Here is a 20365-nt window from a genome sequence, read left to right on the forward strand (position 1 = left end):
GCCGGTGTGCGGCGCGAAAGCGTCGAGATCTTCACCAAGGTCTACTTCCCCACCGGCGAGGGCCGGAATGACCGCGGGCTGTCCCGCAAGCACATCACGGAATCCATCAACGGCTCGCTGAAGCGGCTGCAGACCGACTACGTGGACCTCTACCAGGCCCACCGCTACGACTACGAGACACCGCTGGAAGAAACCATGCAGGCCTTCGCCGACGTCGTCCGGGCCGGAAAGGCCCACTACATCGGAGTCTCCGAATGGACCGTGGACGAAATCCGCACCGGCGCCGCCCTCGCCCGGGAACTAGGCATTCAACTCATCTCCAACCAACCTCAATACTCCCTGCTCTGGCGGGTCATCGAAAAAGAAGTCGTCCCCACCTGCGAGGAGCTGGGACTGGGACAGATCTGCTGGTCACCCATGGCCCAAGGCGTCCTGACCGGAAAATACGTCCCCGGCCAGGCCGCCCCGGCAGCATCACGCTTCACAGGTCAGGACGGCAAACTCAAGTCCGACAACCGCTACCTGACCGAGGACATCCTCACCAGCGTCCAGCAGCTCAAACCGCTCGCCGCGGACGCCGGCCTGTCCATGGCCGCCCTCGCCGTCGCCTGGGTACTGCAAAACCCCAACGTCTCGGCAGCCATCGTCGGTGCTTCCCGCCCCGATCAGCTCATCGACACCGCCACCGGAGCCGGGGTAAAACTTGACCCCGCACTGCTGGCCAAAATCGATGACATCCTGGAACCGGTCATTGAACGCGACCCCACCAAGGTGGAATCCTTCAAAACGCGCCCGTGAGCCAAAAGCTGCCAGTACAGGGCACGTCGCCCAACAGGTAACCGTCAACCTGCACCCCTCCATCCCCGTGCGGATTAGCGTGGTGCGCGCCGGCGCCGGTGCGGGCCGCAGGCCAGCTCAGCCACGCCACCGCAGCCAGGCGAAGGTGGGCCGCGGCGGCGGTGGAACAGGGTGCGTTGGGCCGGTGGTGATCCCCGCTGCGGCCCGGCGCCGGCGCAGCTCCAGTGCCAGGCTCTCCTCGCCGCGGGCCATCGCCCAGCGGTGATTGGCAGCGAAACCGGGTTTGAGCAGCCAGCTGAGCCGCCGCAGCAGCGGCTTGGCGGCGCTGACGCGCCAGTCGTAGGTGATGACCGTTTCCGGCCCGTCCGGCTCAAAGGTCCAGCAGCCGGTGCCGTTGAGGTCGCCGGCGGCGGTGAGGGCGAAGCCGCGGCTGGTGACCGGCTCCGTGACCGTGAGCGTCCACCGGAGCGTGTAAGGCAGCCAGCCCTTCGTGTGGAGGCGCACGGGACGGGGAACGCCGGGCCCGGGTTCCGGACCGCCAGTCACCGGCTCGACGCTGAGATAGACGGACGGGCACCAGCGGGGCAGCGCGGTGGCGTCGCCGAGGACGGCCGCGACCTCCTCCGGCGTGCCCGCCACGCGCCAGACGGTCCGGAACTCGTAGTCTGTGCTGCCCATCGGGGCCTCCTGCTGGTGCCGTCGCGAGTCCAGTAGATGCGCACGACCGTACTCAGATACGGGGACGCGGTCAACGCAGTGCAGTAGGTCCACGTTTGCGGCGCAGGAAGTGGTTGACCCGAAGGAAGAATTCCGCGCCGTCGGACGCGGGGCCCTGCGGAAAGGCCCGAGCAGGACTCTCCAGCGGGGCAAGTCCCTGGTTTACAGCGGCCTTGGAGGCCCGCAAGGATGCCTGCGACATCGCGCTCCACCGCTCGGTCAGCTCGGACACTTCCCCGTGAGCACCTCCGGCGGGCACCACCGTGCTCACCAGACCGATCGTCAGCGCCTCCGCGGCGGTAAGCAGTCTTCCGCCGTACAGGAGATCCTTCGTCCGGGACGGACCGATCCGCAACGACATCCGGTTGGCGAAGGTCGGCGGAATGAGCATGCCCAGCCTTGCGATCGGCATGCCGATCTGCGCCGATGCATCTAGGACCTGAAGATCGCAGGCGAGGGCTAGCTGGCAGCCGGCACCTGTGGCTACGCCTTGCACCAGGGCCACCGTGGGAACGGGGATGGATTCGATGGCTTGGAGCGCCCCCTCGATGGCGGAGAAGGCGTCGGTCACATCGGCGCCGGTGGCGTCCCGCCACTCCCGCAGGTCCGAACCGGAGCAGAACGTCCCGCCAGTGCCGCGTATGACGACCGCCCGGACGGAGGGATCCGTCGACAGATTGCGCGCCGAGATTTCAAGCGCACGCCACTGGGGGGAGCTGAGCGCATTGAATCGTTCACCGGTGCCCACCTCCAAGACGGCGACCCGGCTGGCCGCGACCGTGGGCGGAAGATCAAGTTCTTGCTCTGCGGGGGCCGTCATTGGACCGCACCGCTCAGGCGCAGTGACTGGATCCGGTCCGCGTTCAGACCCAGCCCCGTCAGAACCTCATCCGTGTCCTGGCCCAGCATTGGCGGGGCCGTTCGGACGGACGGGGGCGTTCTCGTCAGCCGGACGGGGCAGCCCACCACTTTCATGGGGCCCGCGGTCGGGTGCACGAGCTCGGACACCATGTCGCGGGCAAGGACCTGCGGATCCCGCAAGGCCTGGTCCACGGTCTGGATGGGCCCCACCGGGACTCCCGTCGCATCCAGCACAGTTACCCATTCGGCGGTGGTCCGGCCCCGCATGATGTCTTCGAGCAGCGGAATCAGCGTTTCCCGCTGGGCAACCCGGGACGGGTTGGTAGCAAAGCGCTCGTCCGCGGCCAGATCGCTGCGGCCGACGGCGGCGGCATACTTGCGCCACAGGCCGTCATTTCCGACGGCGACCATGACGAATCCGTCCGCGGTGGGGAAGGCCTGGTACGGGGCGATGGTCGGGTGGGCCGATCCGTAGCGCTTGGGGATGTCCCCGCTGGCAAAGTACCCGCTTGAGACGTAGGTCAGCCAGGAGACGGAGCCGTCCAGCAGGCTTATGTCCACCCATTGACCCGCCCCGGTCCGCTGTTTCTCATGAAGGGCCGCGAGGATACCGATCGTGGCCCACATGCCTGCCACCAGATCGGCGCTGCTGACGCCCACCCGTACCGGGGGTCCGTCGGTTTCGCCGGTGACGCTCATGATGCCGCTGCGCGCCTGGGCGATGGCGTCGTACCCGGCACGGCCGGCCTCGGGGCCGGTCTGTCCGTATCCGCTGATGGAGGCGTATACGAGCGCGGGGTTCTCACGCGACAGGTCTTCATAGCCGAGTCCAAGGCGCGCGGCTGTTCCCGGCCTGAAGTTCTCGACCACGACGTCAGCCCGGCGGGCAAGCTCCTGGACGATTTTCAGCCCCTCCGGAGATTTGAGATCCACTGCGAGGCTGCGCTTGTTCCGGTTGACTGCGAGGAAATAGGCGGCCTCGTCGCCTTGGAACGGCGGGCCCCACTGCCTGGTGTCGTCGCCGGTTCCCGGCTGTTCAATCTTGATGACGTCGGCACCGAGATCGGCAAGGGTCATGGTGGCAAAGGGGCCGGAGAGGATGCGGGTAAGGTCCAGCACCAGCAGATCGCCCAGCGCTGTGGCGGAACCGGTCGCGGCGGCCAGGCGGGTTGCCCGCGCAGCGGGAGTGTCGCGTCCGGGCGTGCTCCAGCCCGGGGCGGCGTCATTTATCACATCCGTGCCGTGGGCGCTCATGCCAGACCCGCCACACGTACCGGTGCCGGGGCGGCGAGCCGCTTGGCGAGTTTCGGCAGCAGGATCAACGCGAGCATGCTGATGGCGCAGCAGATGATGATGTAAATGGAGATGGATGTGGAGTCGCCGGTGGCCTGGAGCAGGGCGGCCGCGATGAGCGGGGCTGGTCCGCCGGCCACCACGCTTGCCAGCTGATAGCCCATGCCGGCCCCGGTGTAGCGGATATCAGCGTCGAAACTCTCAGCAATCAGGGCCGCCTGCGGGCCGTACTGCACGTCGTGAAGCATCAGGCTGAGGATGATGGCGAGTCCCACCAGCAACGCGTTGCCGGTGTTGAGCAGACCGAAGTAGGGGAAGGCGAAGACGGCGGTCAGGACAATGCCTATGCCGTAGACCCGGCGCCGGCCGAACCTGTCCGAAAGGCGGCCGAAGACCGGAATGCTGATCAGGCCCAGCGCGGCGGCAATGAGGGTGTCATCCAGGATTGAGTTGCTGTTGAGCTTGAGCTGTTTGACTGCATACGTGAGCACAAAGGTGATGAAGAGGTAGAACGGCGCCTGCTCCGAGGTCCGGACGAGTGCCGTTAGCAGGACCTGCTTGGGCTGGCGCTTGAAGACCTCGATCAGGGGGTTCTTGACCACCTTGTTGGCCTTGCGGACAGCTTCGAATTCCGGGCTTTCAACGACGCGCATCCGGACGAAGAGGCCAACACCGATCAGCAGGATGCTGAGGATGAACGGAATCCTCCAGCCGTAGGCGGCGAAGCCCTCCGTGCCCGTGATCCCGGACGTGATGCGGACGACGCCGGTGGAGAGGACAAGCCCGATCGGCACCCCCATTTGCGGCCAGCTGGCGGCAAGGCCGCGGCGCTTCTCGTGGCCCCACTCCATGCTCAGCAGGACCGAGCCGCCCCACTCGCCGCCGACGCCGATTCCCTGGATGATGCGCAGCAGCACGAGAATGATCGGCGCAGCGATGCCGATGCTTTGATAGGTCGGCAACAGGCCGATGAGCACGGTCCCGAAAGCCATCAGGAACAGCGTCGCCATCAGCGTCGTCTTGCGCCCGATCCGGTCACCAAAATGCCCGAAGATGGCCGCGCCCACAGGCCGGGCTACGAAGCCGACGAACTGGGTCGCGAACGCCGCCAAGACCCCGGCGAACGCGTTCTGGCCGGGAAAGAACAGCTGCGGGAACACCAGCGCCGCCGCCGTGCCATAGAGGAAAAAGTCGTACCACTCGATCGTGGTCCCGACTACACTTGCGATCGTGGCACGCCGTACGGCCTGCGCGCGGGTCACTTCCTGAACTGTCATCATCACTCCATTGTTCTGACGCATGTGGGCGTGGTGCCCAGGTTGGATTTGTTGTTGCCGGCTACGCAGCGGCGACGGGCGTCATCAGCCCGGAAAGAAGCCGTCCGGCCCCGGGAATGGTCGGCTCGTGGCCGAGTGCCCGGAGGATTTCGTAGGTGGTGGCCGTGGCCGCCGTGACGACGGGGATCCCGAGCGCATCTTCCACTTCCTGGACTGCTGCCAGGGAGGGCATCTGGACGCAGGCGGAGAGGACCAGGGCGTCGATGCCGGTGTGGTTCAGGCGTGCGGCGATGGAAGGCAGTCGGGCCGGGTCCAGGCGGCCGACCGCCAGGTTGTCCGCCACCTCGAGGCCGATCACGTCCTGGACCTCGATCCCCGCGCCCTCGATGTATTCGGCGACCATTTTGGTCAGCTCGGGCAGATACGGCGTGACCATGGCGACTTTGCGCGCACCCATTGCCTGCAGGGTCCGGACCAGCGCGCCGGCGCTGCTGGTGACGGGAGCGGGATGCCCGTTCCCGGCGGCTGCCGCGGCAATCACCTCCTCCGAGCCCCCATGCGCTCCGGGCCCCTGTGCCATCACGGCCACCAGGCACGCGTAGGCGATGACGTCGACGTCGGCGTCGGATACGGCCGTAGCGCATTCCCCGGCCTTGGCGACCATGGCCGCCAGTTCTTCAGGGGTCACGCTCTTCAGCGTCGCCCTGGCGGAGTGGAACGTGTAGGAGTGCCCGGTGGCTTCGGATTGCCGGCGGAACATCTCCGGGAGTTCGGTTTCCATCGTCGTGTTGGAGCTGGGGACGATCAGGCCGATCCTTGAGCTGGCCTCACCGTTTCCGGACCCCTGGTGGACGCCTTGTGTTTCAGGTGCTGTCATTGCCGCTTCCATCTCCCTATCCGGATCTTCATCCGTGTGCCCGTGGCTGGCATTAGTTAAACCCACATTGTGGTTTGAAAACCCATCCTGCGGGTTTAACCTGAATGTGTCAACGTTGATGCCGCCGGAGCAGGGCAGGCTGGCTAGGATGGACACTCACGAAGAAAGTCGGTGGCAGGTGGCAGGCGGCAGCACGGTAGCGAAAGAGCAGGGCGCCGGGACAACTCCGATCCTTGTGCTGCGCAAGGTCAGCGAAATCCTCAACTGCTTCTCCATCGAGGCGCCCGAGCCGACTCTCCAGCAGATCGCGCGCACCACCGGATTGCCTGCCAGTACGTGCCAGCGGCTGGTCCAGAACATGGTCCGCGAAGGGTTCCTGGACCGCGACGGCGACCGCTACAGGATCGGCCTGCGGCTGGTTCAGTGGGCGGCCCCCGGCACCCTGGGCCTGGATGTGGTCCGGCTGGTCCGGCCCGTCCTTCAAGAACTCCGGGACGCCACCGGGGAATCGGCCTGCCTGTACATGCGCGACGGCGCCTTCCGCACCGTGGTGGCCGTGGCGGAGACCCGCCACGTCGTCATGCGCCCCTTCCTCGTCGGCCAGGTCATGCCGATCCACGCCGGCGCGCCGGGGAAGATCTTCCTCGCCTTCGATCCCGGCGCCAGGGAAGCCCTGCTCGGCACGGACCTCACCCGGTTCACGCCGTCCACCCCGGTCAGCTGGACGCAGCTGGACGAGCAGGCCCAACTCGCGCGCAAGCAGGGTTTCTTCGCCGCCTTCGGTGAACGCAACAGCGACGTCGGGTCGATCAGCGCACCCGTGTTCCGGTATGACGGTCAGCTCGCCGCGGTCCTGGGCCTCGGCTTTCCGATCCAGCGGGTCAGCAGCGACGACGTCCCGAGGTTGGGGCCGATCGTCGCCGCCGCGGGCAAAACGGCTAGCGCCGCCCTGGGGTACCGGGCCCCTGACCCGAGCTGACCAGAAAATACCCCGGTCCGCAGACCGGGGTGTGACCGACCGTGGCAGGATCAGCAGCAACCGTGCCCTGCGACGTCGTTGGCGAATTCTCACGGGACGGGCAGCGGCTGGACTGGTCCCGAATCAGCGGTCACACCAAGCCCATCGCGGCAACAAGACGCTACCCCACCCCCATGTTCGAACCGGGGACAGCCATGAGAGCTTCTGGCCGGGCTCGCTAGTGGCGCCGGGTGCTCTGCCTGGCAACGAGTTCCGGTGTGAACACCACCTGGCTGTGGACGTGGCCGGGCTCGTCGTCGATTTCCTCGAAAAGGAGCTGGGCGGCGCGCTCGCCGATCAGGTGCCGCGGCTGGCTGATGGAGCTAAGCGGAATACTCGACTGGGACGCGAAGTCGATGTCGTCGAAGCCCACGATCGCGATGTCCTCGGGCACGCGCAGCCCGTTGGCGGCGAAGGACTGCAGGAGCCCGAGCGCCAGCTGGTCGTTGGCGGCAAACACGGCGTCCGGCCGCTTGTCGGGCTGAAGATTTCCGATGAGATCGCCGATCTGGCGTCCGCGTTCAAATTTGAGGTCGGGCGTTTCGAACAATTGAAGTCGGATCCCCGCCTTTTCGGCCGCGTCGGCGGCACCCCGGTAGCGGTCCTCGACCTGCTGCAGCGTGAAGGGGCCGCCGACGAACGCCGGGCGGACTCGGCCGGATCCGCTCGGCCCTCCGGGACGCCCCGGCCGTCCCGGAGGTGCCCCGCGACTACCGGCGCGCTTCCGAACTGGCCGAGGAAACGCTCATCGAGCTGCTGACAGACCGGCTGGTCGACTACAAGGCGAACGTCTTCGTTGAGGATGCCGCCGCGGTGCCGCAGCGGCTCGCCACGCTGCTCGAAGGCACCGACCGCTACGCCGTGCCGCACGGCCTCGCTGAGTCCCTGTTCGCGGAGGCGGACGCACACGACGGCGGTTCCGGCCGCCGCGTCACCGACGCCCCCGGCCACCGACTGAGCGTCGAGGAACTGGACGGGGTGGACGCCGTCGTCACCGGAGCGCCGTGGCCGTCGCCGAAACCGGCACCATCGTTCTGGACGCAAGTCCGGACCAGGGCCGCGGGGTCATCAGCCTCGTTCCGGACCGGCATATCTGCCTGGTCCGGGCCGGTGACATCACGGCCATCCTGCCCGAGGCCCTGCGCCGGCTCGACGCCACCCGCCCGCAGACGTGGATCAGCGGGCCCAGCGCCACGAGCGACATCGAACTCGAACGAGTCGAAGGGGTCCACGGCCCGCGGACCCTGGATGTCGTGATCGTGCGCGGCTAGGTAGCAGGGCAGCCCTGCTTCCCCTTGTAAACAAGGGGTAGCAGGGCTTTGTGTTGGGTGGCGACGGGTTCCGGGAAAGCACCGCCACCCTGATCACCCAGACGATACTCATGGTCTTCTCAGGTGGGAGTTGAACCATGGAAACATGTACCTAGTCGACCCCAGAGCCTATGCACAGCGTTTACTGCATCCTGGCGCTTGGTTCCTCACGTCTATCCGTCGGCACCTGACCGCCGGGGAGCAGCGGCCCGCCCACTCCCGGCTCGACTATCTCGAGGTCGGCATCACGGGAACAGTCAGCACCGCCTACACCCGCCGCAGAGGCAAAGAACTCGAGCAGGCCTTCCGCAACGGCGAGGTCTCCTATGAGGACGCGTGCCTGGAAATGGAGCAACTCGACGGAGGGGTCTGACGCGTTGTTCCAGCCAACGGCGATGGGGATGCCATTCCGGAACCAGCATTACTCCAACTTGGTGTCGAACTTGTGAGGCAACGCGACGGTAGCTACCGAACCGACCCGTGTCTATTCTGGATACCATGGCAAAGCGACATGCCGGCGACGCTACCTGGGAGCCACTGTGACCCTCAGCCGCCACCGCCGGTCCACGCTGGCAACCGCTCTCGGTGTGTCGGCTGTTCTCTGCGCTCTCGCTGCCTGCGCCCCGGCTGCCGACCACCGCTTGGCCCAGGCGGGCCCGCAGCAGAGCACTCCCTCCCCGGCCCCATTCCAGACCCCTCAGAGGACGACGCCGGAACGCGTGGTGGTCATCGGCGATTCCCTCAGCACGGGGTTCGGCACCTCCCCTGAGGAAGCATGGCCCCGCCAACTGGGCCAGGCGCTGCAGTCCGGGCAACACCCGGTGGACATCATCAACGCGGCAAAAAACGGTGCAGGCTACCTTGCCGCCGGCGAGGGAGGGGAGACATTCGGGTCGCAGATCGCCGCCACTCTCAATGCCTCGACGGACATCGTCGTGTTCTTTGGCTCGGACAACGACGCAGGCCAGGATCCGGCGGCCCTGAAAGCCGCCGTCGCGGACGCACTCTCGACAAGCAAAACCCTGGCCCCCCACGCGGCCAGGATCGTCATCGGCCCCCTCACGGCCTTTGAGCCCGTGAAGGCGGACGTTGATGTCATCCGTGACCAGGAGAGGACAGTTGCCCTCGACGCTGGAGCAGAATTTGTTGATCCGATCACGGACCATTGGATAGCGGGGCCCAACTCTTCACTTCTGGGCCCCGACCACGAACACCCCAGCAGCCAGGGACAGCGATTCCTGAAAGGCATGATCCAAGGAATACTCGCGTCCTTGGCAAGCCCCGGCGCCGTGTCTTCCCCTCCCGAAGCCCCTCGCCAGTGAACCTCTGCATCCTGCACGACCGGTGCTTAAGAAAGGAATGCAGAGCCGGTGGGGAGACGAGACACATGCCATAGAACATGGATTCCGTCGGAACCATGCGTCGGCTGAACCGTCATGCGCACACGCTTCACAGTGTGCGTTTCCTAAGCCTCACGGCACCGCCTGATCCGCCAGATGACCAGCGCCAGGACGGCGGCGCAGAGTGCGGCGGGGCCGAAACGGCGTACCAGTACCGGCCATGCGGCCGAGCCCAGATCCAATTCGGCCGCCGGTGCGCGCGGGGTTGCGGGCGCAGGCGCCGCCGGAGGCACGGCTGCCGGTGCTGCCGGGCCGGCGGAGTCGGATCCGGCAGGCAGCGCCGGTTCGGCCGGTCCGGCTGAGCCCGGACCGCCTGGCTCAACAGCCCCGGCGGCCCCGTCGCCCACCTTCCCGATCACGCACTGGACAAACTGGGCCAGCAATTTGTCCGAGACGTCCTGGATGACGCCGCGGCCGAATTGGGCCGGTTTGCCGGTGACGTTCATGTCGGTGGTCACGTCCACTGAGGTGCCGTCGCCGTCGGGCGCCAGCACTGCCGTCACCGTGGCGCCCGCCGTGCCGTTGCCGCGCTTGTCCTTCCCTGTGGCCGAAATGACCACCGTGTGCGTGTCCTGGTTGCGTTCAAGGAATTCACCGGTGCCGGTGTAGATCATGGCGATCGGCCCGAGCTTGACCTTGACCGTTCCGGTGAACTGTTCGCCGTTAACGGACGTGAGCGTCGCTCCCGGGAAACAGGGGGCGATGTCTTCCAATTGGTTGAAGGAATGCCAGGTGTCCTCCAGTGAACTGGGGACCACGAAGCGGTGCTTGAGTTCCACGTCTTCCTCGCCTGATCCGCTAGAGCCCGGCGGCCGCGATGACGGCCCGCCTGGTCAAGACCTCGGCCAGATGACGCCGATAGGACGCGTCCCCGTTGAGATCGCTGGCAGGATCGGTCCCCTCGGCCGCGTGTGCGCTGGCGCTGGCGATCGCTTCCCGGGTCAACGGGGCCCCCGCCAGTGCCTGCTCGACGGCGGTGGCCCGCAGGGGGGTGCTGGCCATGTTGGTCAGCCCGATCCGGGCCTCGGCGATGGTGCCGTCATCCACCCGGACCATCGCGGCCACCGCAACGATGGACCATTGCTGGGCCACCCTGGTGAACTTCTCATAGTGCGCACCCCATCCGGTGTACTTCGGCACGCGGATGTGGGTGAGGATCTCACCCTCGGCTACGGCAGTGGTGAAATAGCCCTGGAAGAAGTCCGCCGCTGCCACCCGCCGTTCCCCGCCCGCTCCGGCCAGGATGAAAGTCGCGTCGGCCGCCAGAACCGGTGCGGGCAGGTCCCCCGCAGGGTCGGCGTGCACCAAAGCGCCACCAAACGTACCGCGGTGGCGGACCTGCGGATCCGCCACCGTCGCCGCGGCCTTGGCCAGCAACGGCAGGTGCGCGGCAATCAGCGGGTCGGTGGCCACTTGGTGGTGCGTCGTCATGGCGCCGATCAGCAGGGCATCGCCGTCGTCGCGCACTCCGGACAGCTCGCCGATCCGGCCCAAGTCGACCACCATCGCCGGGTCGGCCAGGCGCAGCTTCATCACCGGGATCAGGCTTTGACCCCCGGCCAGCAGCTTCACGTCGTCACCAGCGTGGGCCAGCAGGCCCAGCGCCTCCGCGACCGTAGCCGGCGCGGCGTAGTCGAATGCGCTAGGAATCATTGCACACCTCCGGTCATCTTGGCTTCTTCAAGGGCGGCCCACACGCGCGACGGCGAACAGGGCATCTTGATGTCCTTCACGCCCAGGTGCCGCACTGCGTCCAGCACGCCGTTGACGATGGCGGGCGTCGAGGCGATGGTTCCCGCCTCCCCGACCCCCTTTGCCCCGAGCTGGTTAGTGGTCGAAGGGGTCTCGGTGCGCGCCGTGGTGAAGTGCGGCAGATCCGGCGCGCTGGGCACCAGATAGTCCACAAACGAGCCCGTGACCAGGGTGCCGGCGTCGTCGTATACGGCCTCCTCATAGAGGGCCTGCGCGATTCCCTGCGCCAGACCGCCGTGGACCTGGCCCTCCACAATCAGCGGATTGACCACCACCCCCACGTCGTCGACGCAGACGTATTTGCGGATCGTGACCTGCCCGGTCTCGGTGTCCACCTCCATGGCGGCAAGATGGGTGCCGTGCGGGAAAGAGAAGTTCTGCGGGTCGAAGGTGGCATCCGAATCCAGGTTGGGCTCAAATCCGTCCGGCAAGTTGTGCGCGGAGAAGGTGGCGAAGGCGATCTCACCGAGCGCCGTCGACTGCTCGGTGCCCTTGACACTGAACTTGCCGTCCGCAAACTCGATGTCCTCCTCGCTGGCTTCCATCATGTGCGCGGCCACAACCTTAGCCTTCTCGATCACCTTGTCCGCAGCGGCTAGCACCGCCATGCCGCCGACGGTCAGCGACCGGGAGCCGTAGGTGTCCATGCCCCGCTGGGAAATCTGGGTGTCCCCATGCAATACCTCAACATTTTCGAACGGCACACCCAGCCTGTCCGCCACGAGCTGGCTCCACGCGGTTTCGTGGCCCTGGCCGTGAGCGGAGGAACCAGTGACCACCTCGATGTTGCCAGTGGGCAGCACCCGCACCTGGGCGTGCTCCCAGCCGCCGGCGGCGTAGCTGAGCGCGCCAAGCACACGGGACGGCGCCAGGCCGCACATTTCGGTGAACGTGGAGATGCCGATGCCGAGCTGGACGGGGTCGTTGGTCTCGCGGCGCCGCACCTGCTCGGCCCGGAGCGCGTCGTAGCCGAAGAGCTCCATGGCCTTCGCGGTGGCCGCCTCGTAGTTGCCGGTGTCGTATTCGAGACCGGCGACAGTGGTGAAGGGGAATTCCTCGTGCTTGATCCAGTTCTTTTCCCGCACCTCCAGAGGATCCATGCCGAGTTCGACGGCGAGTTCGTCCATCAAGCGCTCGATCGCAAAGGTTGCTTCCGGCCGGCCGGCGCCGCGGTAGGCATCGGTCCACGCCTTGTTGGTGAAGAGGTTGGTGCATTCGAAACGGTAGGCCGGGAACTTGTAGATGGAGTTGTACATGAAGGCGCCCAGGATCGGGATCCCGGAGGTGACCAGGCCCAGGTAGGCTCCCATGTCGGCCAGTAGATGCACGTCCAGCCCGGTGACGATCCCGTCCCTGGTGGCCGAGAGTTTCAGCTTCTGCACCTGGGCACGGCCGTGGTGGGCCGCCATCAGGGATTCGCTGCGGGTCTCGGTGTATTTGCACGGCTTGCCGGTGTGCCGGGCGGCCAGCACGGTGATGGCTTCCTCAGGGGTCACCTGCAGTTTTCCGCCGAAGCCGCCGCCCACGTCGGGGGCGATCACGCGCACCTTGCTTTCCGGGATGCCCAGGGTCAGTGCCAGCATGAGACGGAGAATATGCGGCACCTGCGTGGCCGACCACATGGTGATCTGCTCACCGGTGGGGTCCACCACTGTCGATCGGGGCTCCATGAAGGACGGGATGAGCCGCTGCTGGTAGAACGTGCGCTCGATGAGGACCTCGGCGGCCGCCAATGCCTCACCGACCGGCTTACCGGTGCCGGCCTCGCCCGAGTCAAAGACCCAGGTGGCCGATTTGTTGGTGCCCAGGTCCGGGTGGGCCAGCACCTCATCCTTCGCCGCCTCTTCCAGATCCAGGACGACGGGCAGTTCCTCATAGCTGACATCGACCAGCTCGACGGCGTCGCGGGCGGCGGCGGCACTGCGGGCAATGATGCAAGCAACCACCTCGCCGGCAAAGGCCACCCTATCGACGGCGATGGCCGGGTGCGCTGGGGCCTTTTGCTCGGGCGTTATCGGCCAGGCGTTGGGCAGGCTTCCCTGTTTGTCGGCCACGTCGGCTCCGGTGAGCACCGCAACGACGCCGGGTGAAGACTTCGCAGCGGAGGCGTCGACGGAGGTGATCTTCGCGTGGGCGAATGGACTGCGCACCATCGCCAGATGCAGCATGCCGGGCAGCGTGATGTTGTCCGTGTACCTGGAGCGCCCCGTGATGAGATGGGCATCTTCCTTGCGGAGCCGGGGCCGGCCGACCTCGGCGGTGGTCATGCCACACCTGCAGATTCGCTTGCGCCGCTGTCCGAGGACACCGTGCCCTCCGCGGCCGCCCGGACCGCGGCAACTATGTTCTGGTACCCGGTGCACCGGCACAGGTTCCCTTCCAGACCGTCTCGGATCTCCTGCTCGCTAGGGTGCGGGTTTTCGTCCAGCAGGGATGCGGACTGCATGATCATGCCCGGCGTGCAGAAGCCGCATTGCAGTGCATGGCATTCGTGGAAGGCCTGTTGCAGCGGGGCAAGTTTGCCGTCCCGGGCCAAGCCTTCGATGGTGGTGACGCTGTGGCCGTCGGCCTGGACTGCAAACATGGTGCAGGATTTGACGCTGACGCCGTCCAGATGGACCGTGCAGGCGCCGCAGTTGGTGGTGTCGCAGCCAATCAATGTGCCGGTCTTGCCAAGCCGTTCGCGCAGGTATTGGACCAGCAGCAACCGGGGTTCGACGTTGTCGGTGTAGCTCACATCATCGACTTCGACGGTGATCGTCTTGGAACTCGCCATTGAGATCTCCTCTCGCCTTGGAGGACGAGCACGACCGCCCGGCATCCAGTCTTGATGTGACACACGTTACTCCAAGGAGGAGATTAGCGCCTTAGAGAGACCTACGCGGGTTCCCCGCATCCTCTTGGTCCGCTTCGGCCACGGGCTCGTGGTGGATCCTGGCTTCCATGGTGCTCAACCGTCCGCCGCCGCCACCCCAGTGCAGCGCAATGATTTCGGCGGCGATTGAGACGGCTGTTTCCTCGGGCGTACGGGACCCGAGGTCCAGGCCGATCGGGCTGGAAAGCCGGGCCAATTCGGCCTCGGTCAGGCCTGCTTCGCGCAGCCGCTCCAAGCGGTCGTGGTGCGTGCGCCGGGACCCCATGGCCCCCACATAGGCCACGTTATGGCGCAGCGCCAGCTCCAGCACCGGCACATCGAATTTCGGGTCATGCGTGAGCACGCAGATCACAGTGCGCTCATCCACTTGGCCGGCATTGATCTGAGCCTGCAGGTAGCGGTGTGGCCATTCCACCACCACCTCGTCCGCCTGAGGGAACCGGGCAGCCGTTGCGAAAACCGCGCGTGCGTCACACACAGTCACGCGGTAGCCGAGGAAGCTGCCCTGCTTGGCGACGGCGGCGGCAAAGTCAATCGCGCCGAACACCAGCATCCGCGGCTGCGGGGCGAAACTGAGGGCAAACACGCGCATCCCCTCCCCGCGCCGCTGGCCGTCCGGTCCATACATGAGGGTGGCGTTGCGGCCGGCGGCCAGCAGGCCCTGGACGTCGTCACAGACCGCATGGTCGGCACGGTCGCTGCCCAGGGAGCCGACGAACCCCTCCGGGCGCACCACAAGGTGGCGCCCGAGCCAGGACGGATCGGGGTGTTCGATCACGGTGACCACGGCCACCGGCCGGCCCGCGCCGACGTCGTCCGCCACCTGGGGCAACTGGGGGAAAATCTTGGTGGAGACCGGCTCGACAAAAATGTCTAGAATCCCGCCGCAGGTCAGGCCGACCTCGAACGCAGCGTCGTCACTGATGCCATAGCGCTGGAGCACAGGTCGGCCGGACTGGACCACCTCGGTGGCCAGTTCGTAGAGCGCGCCTTCAACGCAGCCGCCCGACACCGAGCCAACCGCGCTGCCGTCGGCGTCGACCATCATGGCCGCCCCGGCCGGCCGCGGTGCGGACCGGAAAGTGCGCACCACCGTACCGAGTCCTACTGTGTGGCCGGCCGCTATGGCGGCGACCAGATCGTCCAAAACCTCACGCATTGGCAACCACGTCCAACAATTCCTCGAAACTCTGCATTGAGTGCCCCCCTATAAAGTAGTCAACGTGCGGCAGCACTGCCTTGATTCCCCGCTGTAGGGGCTGGTAGCCCGCCATGCCACGGTGCGGGTTGGACCAAATGATCCGCCTGGCCAGATGGTGCAGCCGCTCGGCTTGGCGCCCCAGCAGCGCAGGGTCGCCCCGCTCCCAGCCGTCGCTGGCAATCACGACGACGGCGCCGCGTACCGTCAAACGCTGGCCCCAGCGGTCGTTGAACGCGCGCAGCACTTCTCCAAGCCGGGTTCCACCGGACCAGTCGGGGACGGCGCGGCCGGCGAGGGCCAGGGCAGTGTCGGCATCCGGCACCCTCAGTGCGGCGGTCACCCGGGTCAGCCGCGTGCCGAGCGTGAACACCTCCACCTGGTGCGGGGCGGCTTGCACTACCCGGTGGGCCAAGCGCAGGAGGCTGTCAGCGTAGGGCGCCATCGAGCCCGATACATCGATCAGCCAGACCATCCGGCGGGGTTTGCGTGGCGCCCGGGCGCGGCGCAGCGGCCCTGGTTCCCCGCCGCGGCGCAGCTGGTCGCGCAGGGTCCGCACCCGGTCGACGTCGCCGTGCCGGTCCAGGCGTTTGCGCCGGGTCTGCCGGGTGGGCAAGTGCACCGGCAGTTCCTCGAACATGCGGTGCAGCAAGGCCCGCTCGGCATCATCCAGGACGGCTACATCACGGTGCCGCAACCGCTCCCGGCGGCTGGCGAGCGCCTGCAACTGGTCCCTGGCACCCTCCGGGCCGCCGTCGTCGTTGTCCAAAGCGGCAGCGCTGACGGAGGTCGCGGAGGCCTCGACACGCTGGGCGGCGGGGTGCCCCGCGGCGAACCAGGCCTCAAACGTCCGCTGGTAGGCGGGCAAATCCTCCGGCGATGCGCACAGGGTGGCCCGGCCGGCCCAGAACACGTCCGAGCGGTTGTCTAGGGCGAGCCTGCCGACTGCGTCGACGAAGCTGCGCGCCCGGTCTGCGGTCACTTTCACCCCGGCCGCGCGCACCGCAGCGGCAAAGGCCAACAGGATCTCCTCGGCGCTGTGCTCTGGGTTCTGTCCTGCCGCTGGCATGGGCTCAGCCGAGCATCCGGGACAGGGCCGCCGAGACCCGCTCGGTGTCTTCGCGGTATTTGCACAGTGCGCCGATGCTGGCCGCGGCCGAGGCCAGGTCCAGCTCGGCCCGGCCGAGCTGATGCAGCGCGCGGGCCCAATCCAGGGTTTCGGCCACGCCTGGAGGCTTGAGAACGTCGTCGGTGGCCCGGATCTGCTGGACGACGCGCACCACTTGCTCGGCGAGCAGCGCGGGCACCTGGGGGAGTCGGGTGCGCACAATTTCGACCTCCCGGGCTAACCCCGGGTGGTCGATCCAGTGGTAGAGGCACCGGCGCTTGAGCGCATCGTGCAGGTCACGGGTCCGGTTGGAGGTGAGGACCACAATCGGGGCGATGTCTGCCCTGACCGTGCCGAACTCGGGGATGGAGACCTGGTAGGTGGAGAGCACTTCCAGCAGGAACGCCTCGAACTCATCGTCGGCCCGGTCGATTTCGTCGATCAGCAGCACGGCCGGGCTTTGCTGCAGCGCCTTGAGAATGGGCCGGGCCAGCAGGAACCGTTTGTCGTACAGGGAGTGTTCCAGTTCGGCAACGCTCATTCCCGCGCCGCCGCCGGCCTCCACACTGCGCAGATGGAGGATTTGGGCGGTGAAGTCCCAGTCGTAGAGCGCCTGCGAGGCATCGATTCCCTCATAGCACTGCAAACGGATCAGCGGCAACCCGAAGACCTGTGCGAGGGCCTCGGCCAGGGAGGTCTTGCCGGTGCCGGGTTCCCCCTCCAGCAGCAGCGGCCGTTCCATGCTCAGGGCGAGGTAGCAGGTGGTGGCCAGGCCCTCATCGGCGAGGTAGCCGGTGGCGGCCAGCTTTTCGGCCAGCGCTGCGGGGGAACTGATCGACGTCTGCGTCATGACACCAGCATAGGGTCATTGGTCGTAGGGGCCCGGGCGGTGGCCGCTGGCGATACCAGGGGCCGGAGTTAATGGGCGCGTTCGGTCCGGCTAGCCGCCGATGTATGACATCTCGATCTTGTGTGCCGATGCAGGGGCCTCGGGGGTGTTGGCTTGGGGAGTGTGGGCACTGCGCAGTTCCGAGTAGCGGTCCGTGCGGCCACCCCAGAGGGCGGACAATGCCGCGGAAAGCTCGACGTCGGATGCGCCGCCTCTCAGCAGTGCCCTCAGGTCCGTGCCGGCTGTGGCAAACAGACATGTGAACAGCTTGCCGTCGGCGGAGAGCCGCGCCCGCGTGCAGCCGCGGCAAAAGGCCTGGGTCACGCTGGAAATGACCCCGATTTCACCACTGCCGTCCGTGTAGCGCCAGCGATCTGACGTCTCACCAGGGTAGTTGGGCGGCACCGCCTCCAGCGGGAACACCGCATTGATGCGGGCCAAGACTTCGGCGGAGGGCACCACCTCGCCCATTTTCCAGCCGTTGGACGCACCCACGTCCATGTACTCAATGAACCGCAGGATGAACCCTGATCCCTTGAAGTGGCTCGCCATGTCAAGTATGTCCTGGTCATTTGTCCCGCGCTTGACCACCATGTTGATCTTCACCGGCCCTAGGCCGGCAACCTGGGCGACCTCCGCCGCGTGCAAGACCTTGGCGGCGGGATAGCCGACGTCGTTCATGGCTTGGAAGATCTCCTCCCGGAGCGAGTCGAGGGACACCGTCACGCGATTCAGCCCGGCATCCTTGAGGATCTGCGCCTTCTGCGCCAGAACGGAGCCGTTCGTCGTCATGGCCAGATCCGGCGCCAGCCCGTCGGGAGTCCGCAACCGCGCCAGCATCCGGACCAATACCTCAATGTCCTTTCGCAGCAGGGGTTCCCCGCCGGTCAAACGGATCTTCCGAACCCCATGCCCGACGGCGATGGACGCCAGCCGGGTGATTTCCTCAAACGTCAGCAGTTGGTCCCGAGGCATGAAAACGAAATCCCTGCCGAAAATCTCCTTGGGCATGCAGTAGACGCAACGCAAATTGCACCGGTCCGTGACGGAAATCCGCAGGTCCCGTAGGGGCCGGTGGAAGGTGTCGGTGATGGAATTGGCGTCCATGCATCGCCCTCTCAAAGCGGTAGTAGTGCGACCGCTTGACCTCTCTCAGCGTATGCCACACCCTGGGCCCTCACAATGGCCGTCCTGCTGAACGCCGTCGGTCAGGACGCGGGACCGGGCCCGATCACCCGGCCCCGAAAACGACGAATTCCCCCGGACAAAACACTCCGGGGGAATTCGTGATCACTAGCTGGGGTAAGACGTACTACCCCCTGTGGCGGTGACGGTGGGATTTGAACCCACGTTGGCTTTGACACCAAACAACATTTCGAGTGTTGCACCTTCGGCCGCTCGGACACGTCACCAACCTGACTAGGGTACCGGAGCAAGGCGCCCATCCACAAAACGAGCCGCACCGGCACCCGAACAAACCCGCTGCCCGCGCGCGCCGCCCTTCCCCGCGCACGGGCAGGGCACTAGATTCGGAAGCACCATGACTACTTCTCAAGGGCCCGCCACCGCGACCGCTTACTGGACCGTCGGCCCGGAACAGGGTGAGCTCCGGAGCGAGGCTCTGCCCGCTCCCGGACCCGGCGAGGCACTCGTCCGGACCCTGTACTCGGGCATCAGCAAGGGCACCGAGCTCGTCGTCCACCACGCCAGCGTCCCGGAGTGCGTCGCCGGGGCCATGGCCGCCCCCAACCAGGAGGGGAACTTCCCCTACCCGGTGAAGTTCGGCTACCTCACCGTCGGGGTGGTGGAGGCGGGCCCGGACGGCTGGGCGGGCAGAACCGTCTTCTGCCTCTACCCGCATCAGGACCGCTTCATCGTCCCGGTCGGATCACTCACGGTGATTCCCGACGGCGTCCCCGCCCGCCGCGCCGTGCTCACCGGTACCGTGGAAACCGCCGTCAACGGCCTCTGGGAAGCCGGACCCCGTCTGGGTGACAGGGTTGCCGTGATCGGGGCCGGACTCGTCGGCGGAACGGTGGCCAGGCTGCTGGCCGGCTTTCCGCTCGCGCGGCTGCAGCTGATCGACGTCGACCCCGCGAAGCGCGCGTTCGCAGACGCCCTCGGCGTCGAGTTCAGCCACCCCGACGATGCCCTCGCGGACTGTGACATCGTGATCCACTGCTCCGCCTCGCAGGAAGGCCTGGAGCGGAGCCTGCAGCTGGTGGGCGACGAAGGCGACATCATCGAGATGTCCTGGTACGCCGACCGGAGAATCAGCCTGCCGCTGGGCGAGGACTTCCACGCCCGCCGCCTGTCCATCCGGGCCAGCCAAGTGGGCAAGGTTGCGCGCGCCCGCCGGCACCGCCGCACCCACGCCGAGCGCCTGGCGCTCGCCGTGTCCCTGCTGCAGGACCCGGTCTTTGACGTCTTTCTCACCGGATCCTCGGGCTTCGCGGAGCTTCCCGACGTCGTCCGGCGGCTTGCCGACGGAACTCTGGACGCCCTGTGCCACGTCATTGAATACCCGTCAGAAGCCCCGTCCACTGATCCATCCATCGCCCAGCCCATCGAAGCCACGAGGTAGCCCGTGTTCAGTCTGACCGTCCGCCGTAACTTCATGATCGCCCACAGCCTGCCCCGCGAAGTCTTCGGCCCCGCCCAGGGCCTGCACGGGGCCACGTTCGTCACCGAGGTGACCTTCCGCCGTCGTGAGCTCAATGACGACGCGATCGTGCTGGACATCGGCGCGGCGGGGGTCGTGGTGGACGAGGTCCTCGACGAGCTGAACTACAAGAACCTCGACGAGCACCCCGACTTCGCCGGCAAACTGAGCACCACCGAGGCCTTGGCCCGGTACATCGGCGAGGGTGTCGCCGCGCAGATCCGTATCGGCAGGGATGGCGGCGCGCTCACCGGGCTGGACGTCACCCTGCGGGAGACCCCTGATGCCTGGGCCAGTTACTCGCTGGATTTCGACGCCCGCTAGGCGCCG

19 protein-coding genes, 1 tRNA gene and 2 pseudogenes are annotated in these 20365 nt (G+C 66.8%); 7 read left to right on the top strand and 15 right to left on the bottom strand.

From position 1 onward, the window contains the following. The coding region (locus tag BLR03_RS19625) for an aldo/keto reductase (RefSeq protein ID WP_139184611.1) at positions 1 to 798 on the top strand (798 nt) is incomplete at its 5' end. Between the two features lie 117 nt (positions 799 to 915). Here the strand turns inward: BLR03_RS19625 and BLR03_RS19630 are convergent. From BLR03_RS19630 to BLR03_RS19650, 5 genes are all read right to left on the bottom strand, one after another. Next, entirely contained in the window at positions 916 to 1476 is a 561-nt protein-coding gene (locus BLR03_RS19630; RefSeq protein WP_091255841.1) for an SRPBCC family protein, read from the bottom strand. Positions 1477 to 1546: 70 nt separating this feature from the next. Continuing rightward, a complete protein-coding gene (locus BLR03_RS19635) occupies positions 1547 to 2335 on the bottom strand; it encodes an enoyl-CoA hydratase/isomerase family protein (RefSeq protein WP_091255842.1) in 789 nt (262 codons plus the stop codon). Continuing rightward, positions 2332 to 3630, bottom strand: a complete 1299-nt coding sequence (locus tag BLR03_RS19640) for a CaiB/BaiF CoA transferase family protein (RefSeq protein WP_091255844.1) — start codon at positions 3628 to 3630, stop codon at positions 2332 to 2334. Before BLR03_RS19640 ends, BLR03_RS19635 begins: the two co-directional genes overlap by 4 nt. Next, entirely contained in the window at positions 3627 to 4949 is a 1323-nt protein-coding gene (locus BLR03_RS19645; protein WP_091255846.1) for an MFS transporter, read from the bottom strand. The genes BLR03_RS19640 and BLR03_RS19645 overlap by 4 nt, the downstream gene beginning before the upstream one ends. 58 nt (positions 4950 to 5007) lie before the next feature. After that, positions 5008 to 5823, bottom strand: a complete 816-nt coding sequence (locus BLR03_RS19650) for a maleate cis-trans isomerase family protein (RefSeq protein ID WP_091255847.1) — start codon at positions 5821 to 5823, stop codon at positions 5008 to 5010. A 148-nt stretch (positions 5824 to 5971) separates the two neighbouring features. On the opposite strand from BLR03_RS19650, the gene BLR03_RS19655 reads away from it, so the two are divergent. After that, a complete protein-coding gene (locus BLR03_RS19655; RefSeq protein ID WP_091255849.1) occupies positions 5972 to 6802 on the top strand; it encodes an IclR family transcriptional regulator in 831 nt (276 codons plus the stop codon). 217 nt (positions 6803 to 7019) lie between these two features. Here the strand turns inward: BLR03_RS19655 and BLR03_RS19660 are convergent. Next, positions 7020 to 7478 (bottom strand): annotated as a pseudogene (locus BLR03_RS19660) (LacI family DNA-binding transcriptional regulator); the annotation flags it as partial. A 23-nt stretch (positions 7479 to 7501) separates the two neighbouring features. On the opposite strand from BLR03_RS19660, the pseudogene BLR03_RS19665 reads away from it, so the two are divergent. From BLR03_RS19665 to BLR03_RS19675, 3 genes and pseudogenes are all read left to right on the top strand, one after another. Then, positions 7502 to 8112, top strand: a pseudogene (locus BLR03_RS19665) (lactate utilization protein C). A 145-nt stretch (positions 8113 to 8257) separates the two neighbouring features. After that, positions 8258 to 8524, top strand: a complete 267-nt coding sequence (locus BLR03_RS19670; protein ID WP_091255852.1) for a hypothetical protein — start codon at positions 8258 to 8260, stop codon at positions 8522 to 8524. A 166-nt stretch (positions 8525 to 8690) separates the two neighbouring features. Next, entirely contained in the window at positions 8691 to 9473 is a 783-nt protein-coding gene (locus tag BLR03_RS19675) for an SGNH/GDSL hydrolase family protein (RefSeq protein ID WP_175460628.1), read from the top strand. 143 nt (positions 9474 to 9616) lie between these two features. On the opposite strand, the gene BLR03_RS25220 is transcribed toward BLR03_RS19675, so the two are convergent. The 9 genes from BLR03_RS25220 to BLR03_RS19720 form a co-directional block, all read right to left on the bottom strand. Further along, on the bottom strand, positions 9617 to 10330 hold the full coding sequence (locus BLR03_RS25220) for an SRPBCC family protein (protein WP_091255855.1): 714 nt from the start codon (positions 10328 to 10330) through the stop codon (positions 9617 to 9619). A 19-nt stretch (positions 10331 to 10349) separates the two neighbouring features. Next, entirely contained in the window at positions 10350 to 11204 is an 855-nt protein-coding gene (locus BLR03_RS19685) for an FAD binding domain-containing protein (protein WP_091255857.1), read from the bottom strand. Then, positions 11201 to 13570, bottom strand: coding sequence for a xanthine dehydrogenase family protein molybdopterin-binding subunit (locus tag BLR03_RS19690; protein WP_091255859.1), 2370 nt, complete (start codon positions 13568 to 13570; stop codon positions 11201 to 11203). Before BLR03_RS19690 ends, BLR03_RS19685 begins: the two co-directional genes overlap by 4 nt. Next, the gene (locus BLR03_RS19695; protein ID WP_091255860.1) at positions 13567 to 14079 is read right to left on the bottom strand and encodes a (2Fe-2S)-binding protein; all 513 of its coding nucleotides are present in this window, start codon (positions 14077 to 14079) and stop codon (positions 13567 to 13569) included. The genes BLR03_RS19690 and BLR03_RS19695 overlap by 4 nt, the downstream gene beginning before the upstream one ends. A gap of 91 nt (positions 14080 to 14170) precedes the next feature. Next, the gene (locus tag BLR03_RS19700; RefSeq protein ID WP_091255862.1) at positions 14171 to 15337 is read right to left on the bottom strand and encodes an XdhC family protein; all 1167 of its coding nucleotides are present in this window, start codon (positions 15335 to 15337) and stop codon (positions 14171 to 14173) included. Beyond that, the gene (locus BLR03_RS19705) at positions 15330 to 16445 is read right to left on the bottom strand and encodes a vWA domain-containing protein (protein ID WP_091255863.1); all 1116 of its coding nucleotides are present in this window, start codon (positions 16443 to 16445) and stop codon (positions 15330 to 15332) included. The genes BLR03_RS19700 and BLR03_RS19705 overlap by 8 nt, the downstream gene beginning before the upstream one ends. Before the next feature lie 4 nt (positions 16446 to 16449). After that, entirely contained in the window at positions 16450 to 17334 is an 885-nt protein-coding gene (locus tag BLR03_RS19710; protein WP_091255865.1) for an AAA family ATPase, read from the bottom strand. Between the two features lie 90 nt (positions 17335 to 17424). Continuing rightward, on the bottom strand, positions 17425 to 18480 hold the full coding sequence (gene moaA / locus BLR03_RS19715) for a GTP 3',8-cyclase MoaA (RefSeq protein WP_091255866.1): 1056 nt from the start codon (positions 18478 to 18480) through the stop codon (positions 17425 to 17427). A gap of 215 nt (positions 18481 to 18695) precedes the next feature. Beyond that, positions 18696 to 18785: transfer RNA gene (locus tag BLR03_RS19720), tRNA-Ser, on the bottom strand. Between the two features lie 128 nt (positions 18786 to 18913). On the opposite strand from BLR03_RS19720, the gene BLR03_RS19725 reads away from it, so the two are divergent. Both BLR03_RS19725 and BLR03_RS19730 read left to right on the top strand, forming a co-directional pair. Next, a complete protein-coding gene (locus tag BLR03_RS19725) occupies positions 18914 to 19957 on the top strand; it encodes a dehydrogenase (protein WP_091255868.1) in 1044 nt (347 codons plus the stop codon). Positions 19958 to 19960: 3 nt separating this feature from the next. Next, the gene (locus BLR03_RS19730) at positions 19961 to 20359 is read left to right on the top strand and encodes a 6-pyruvoyl trahydropterin synthase family protein (protein WP_091255870.1); all 399 of its coding nucleotides are present in this window, start codon (positions 19961 to 19963) and stop codon (positions 20357 to 20359) included. The last annotated feature ends 6 nt before the right edge of the window (positions 20360 to 20365 follow it).

Origin of the sequence: Arthrobacter sp. ok909, assembly GCF_900104405.1 — a bacterium.
GTDB lineage: Bacteria > Actinomycetota > Actinomycetes > Actinomycetales > Micrococcaceae > Arthrobacter > Arthrobacter humicola.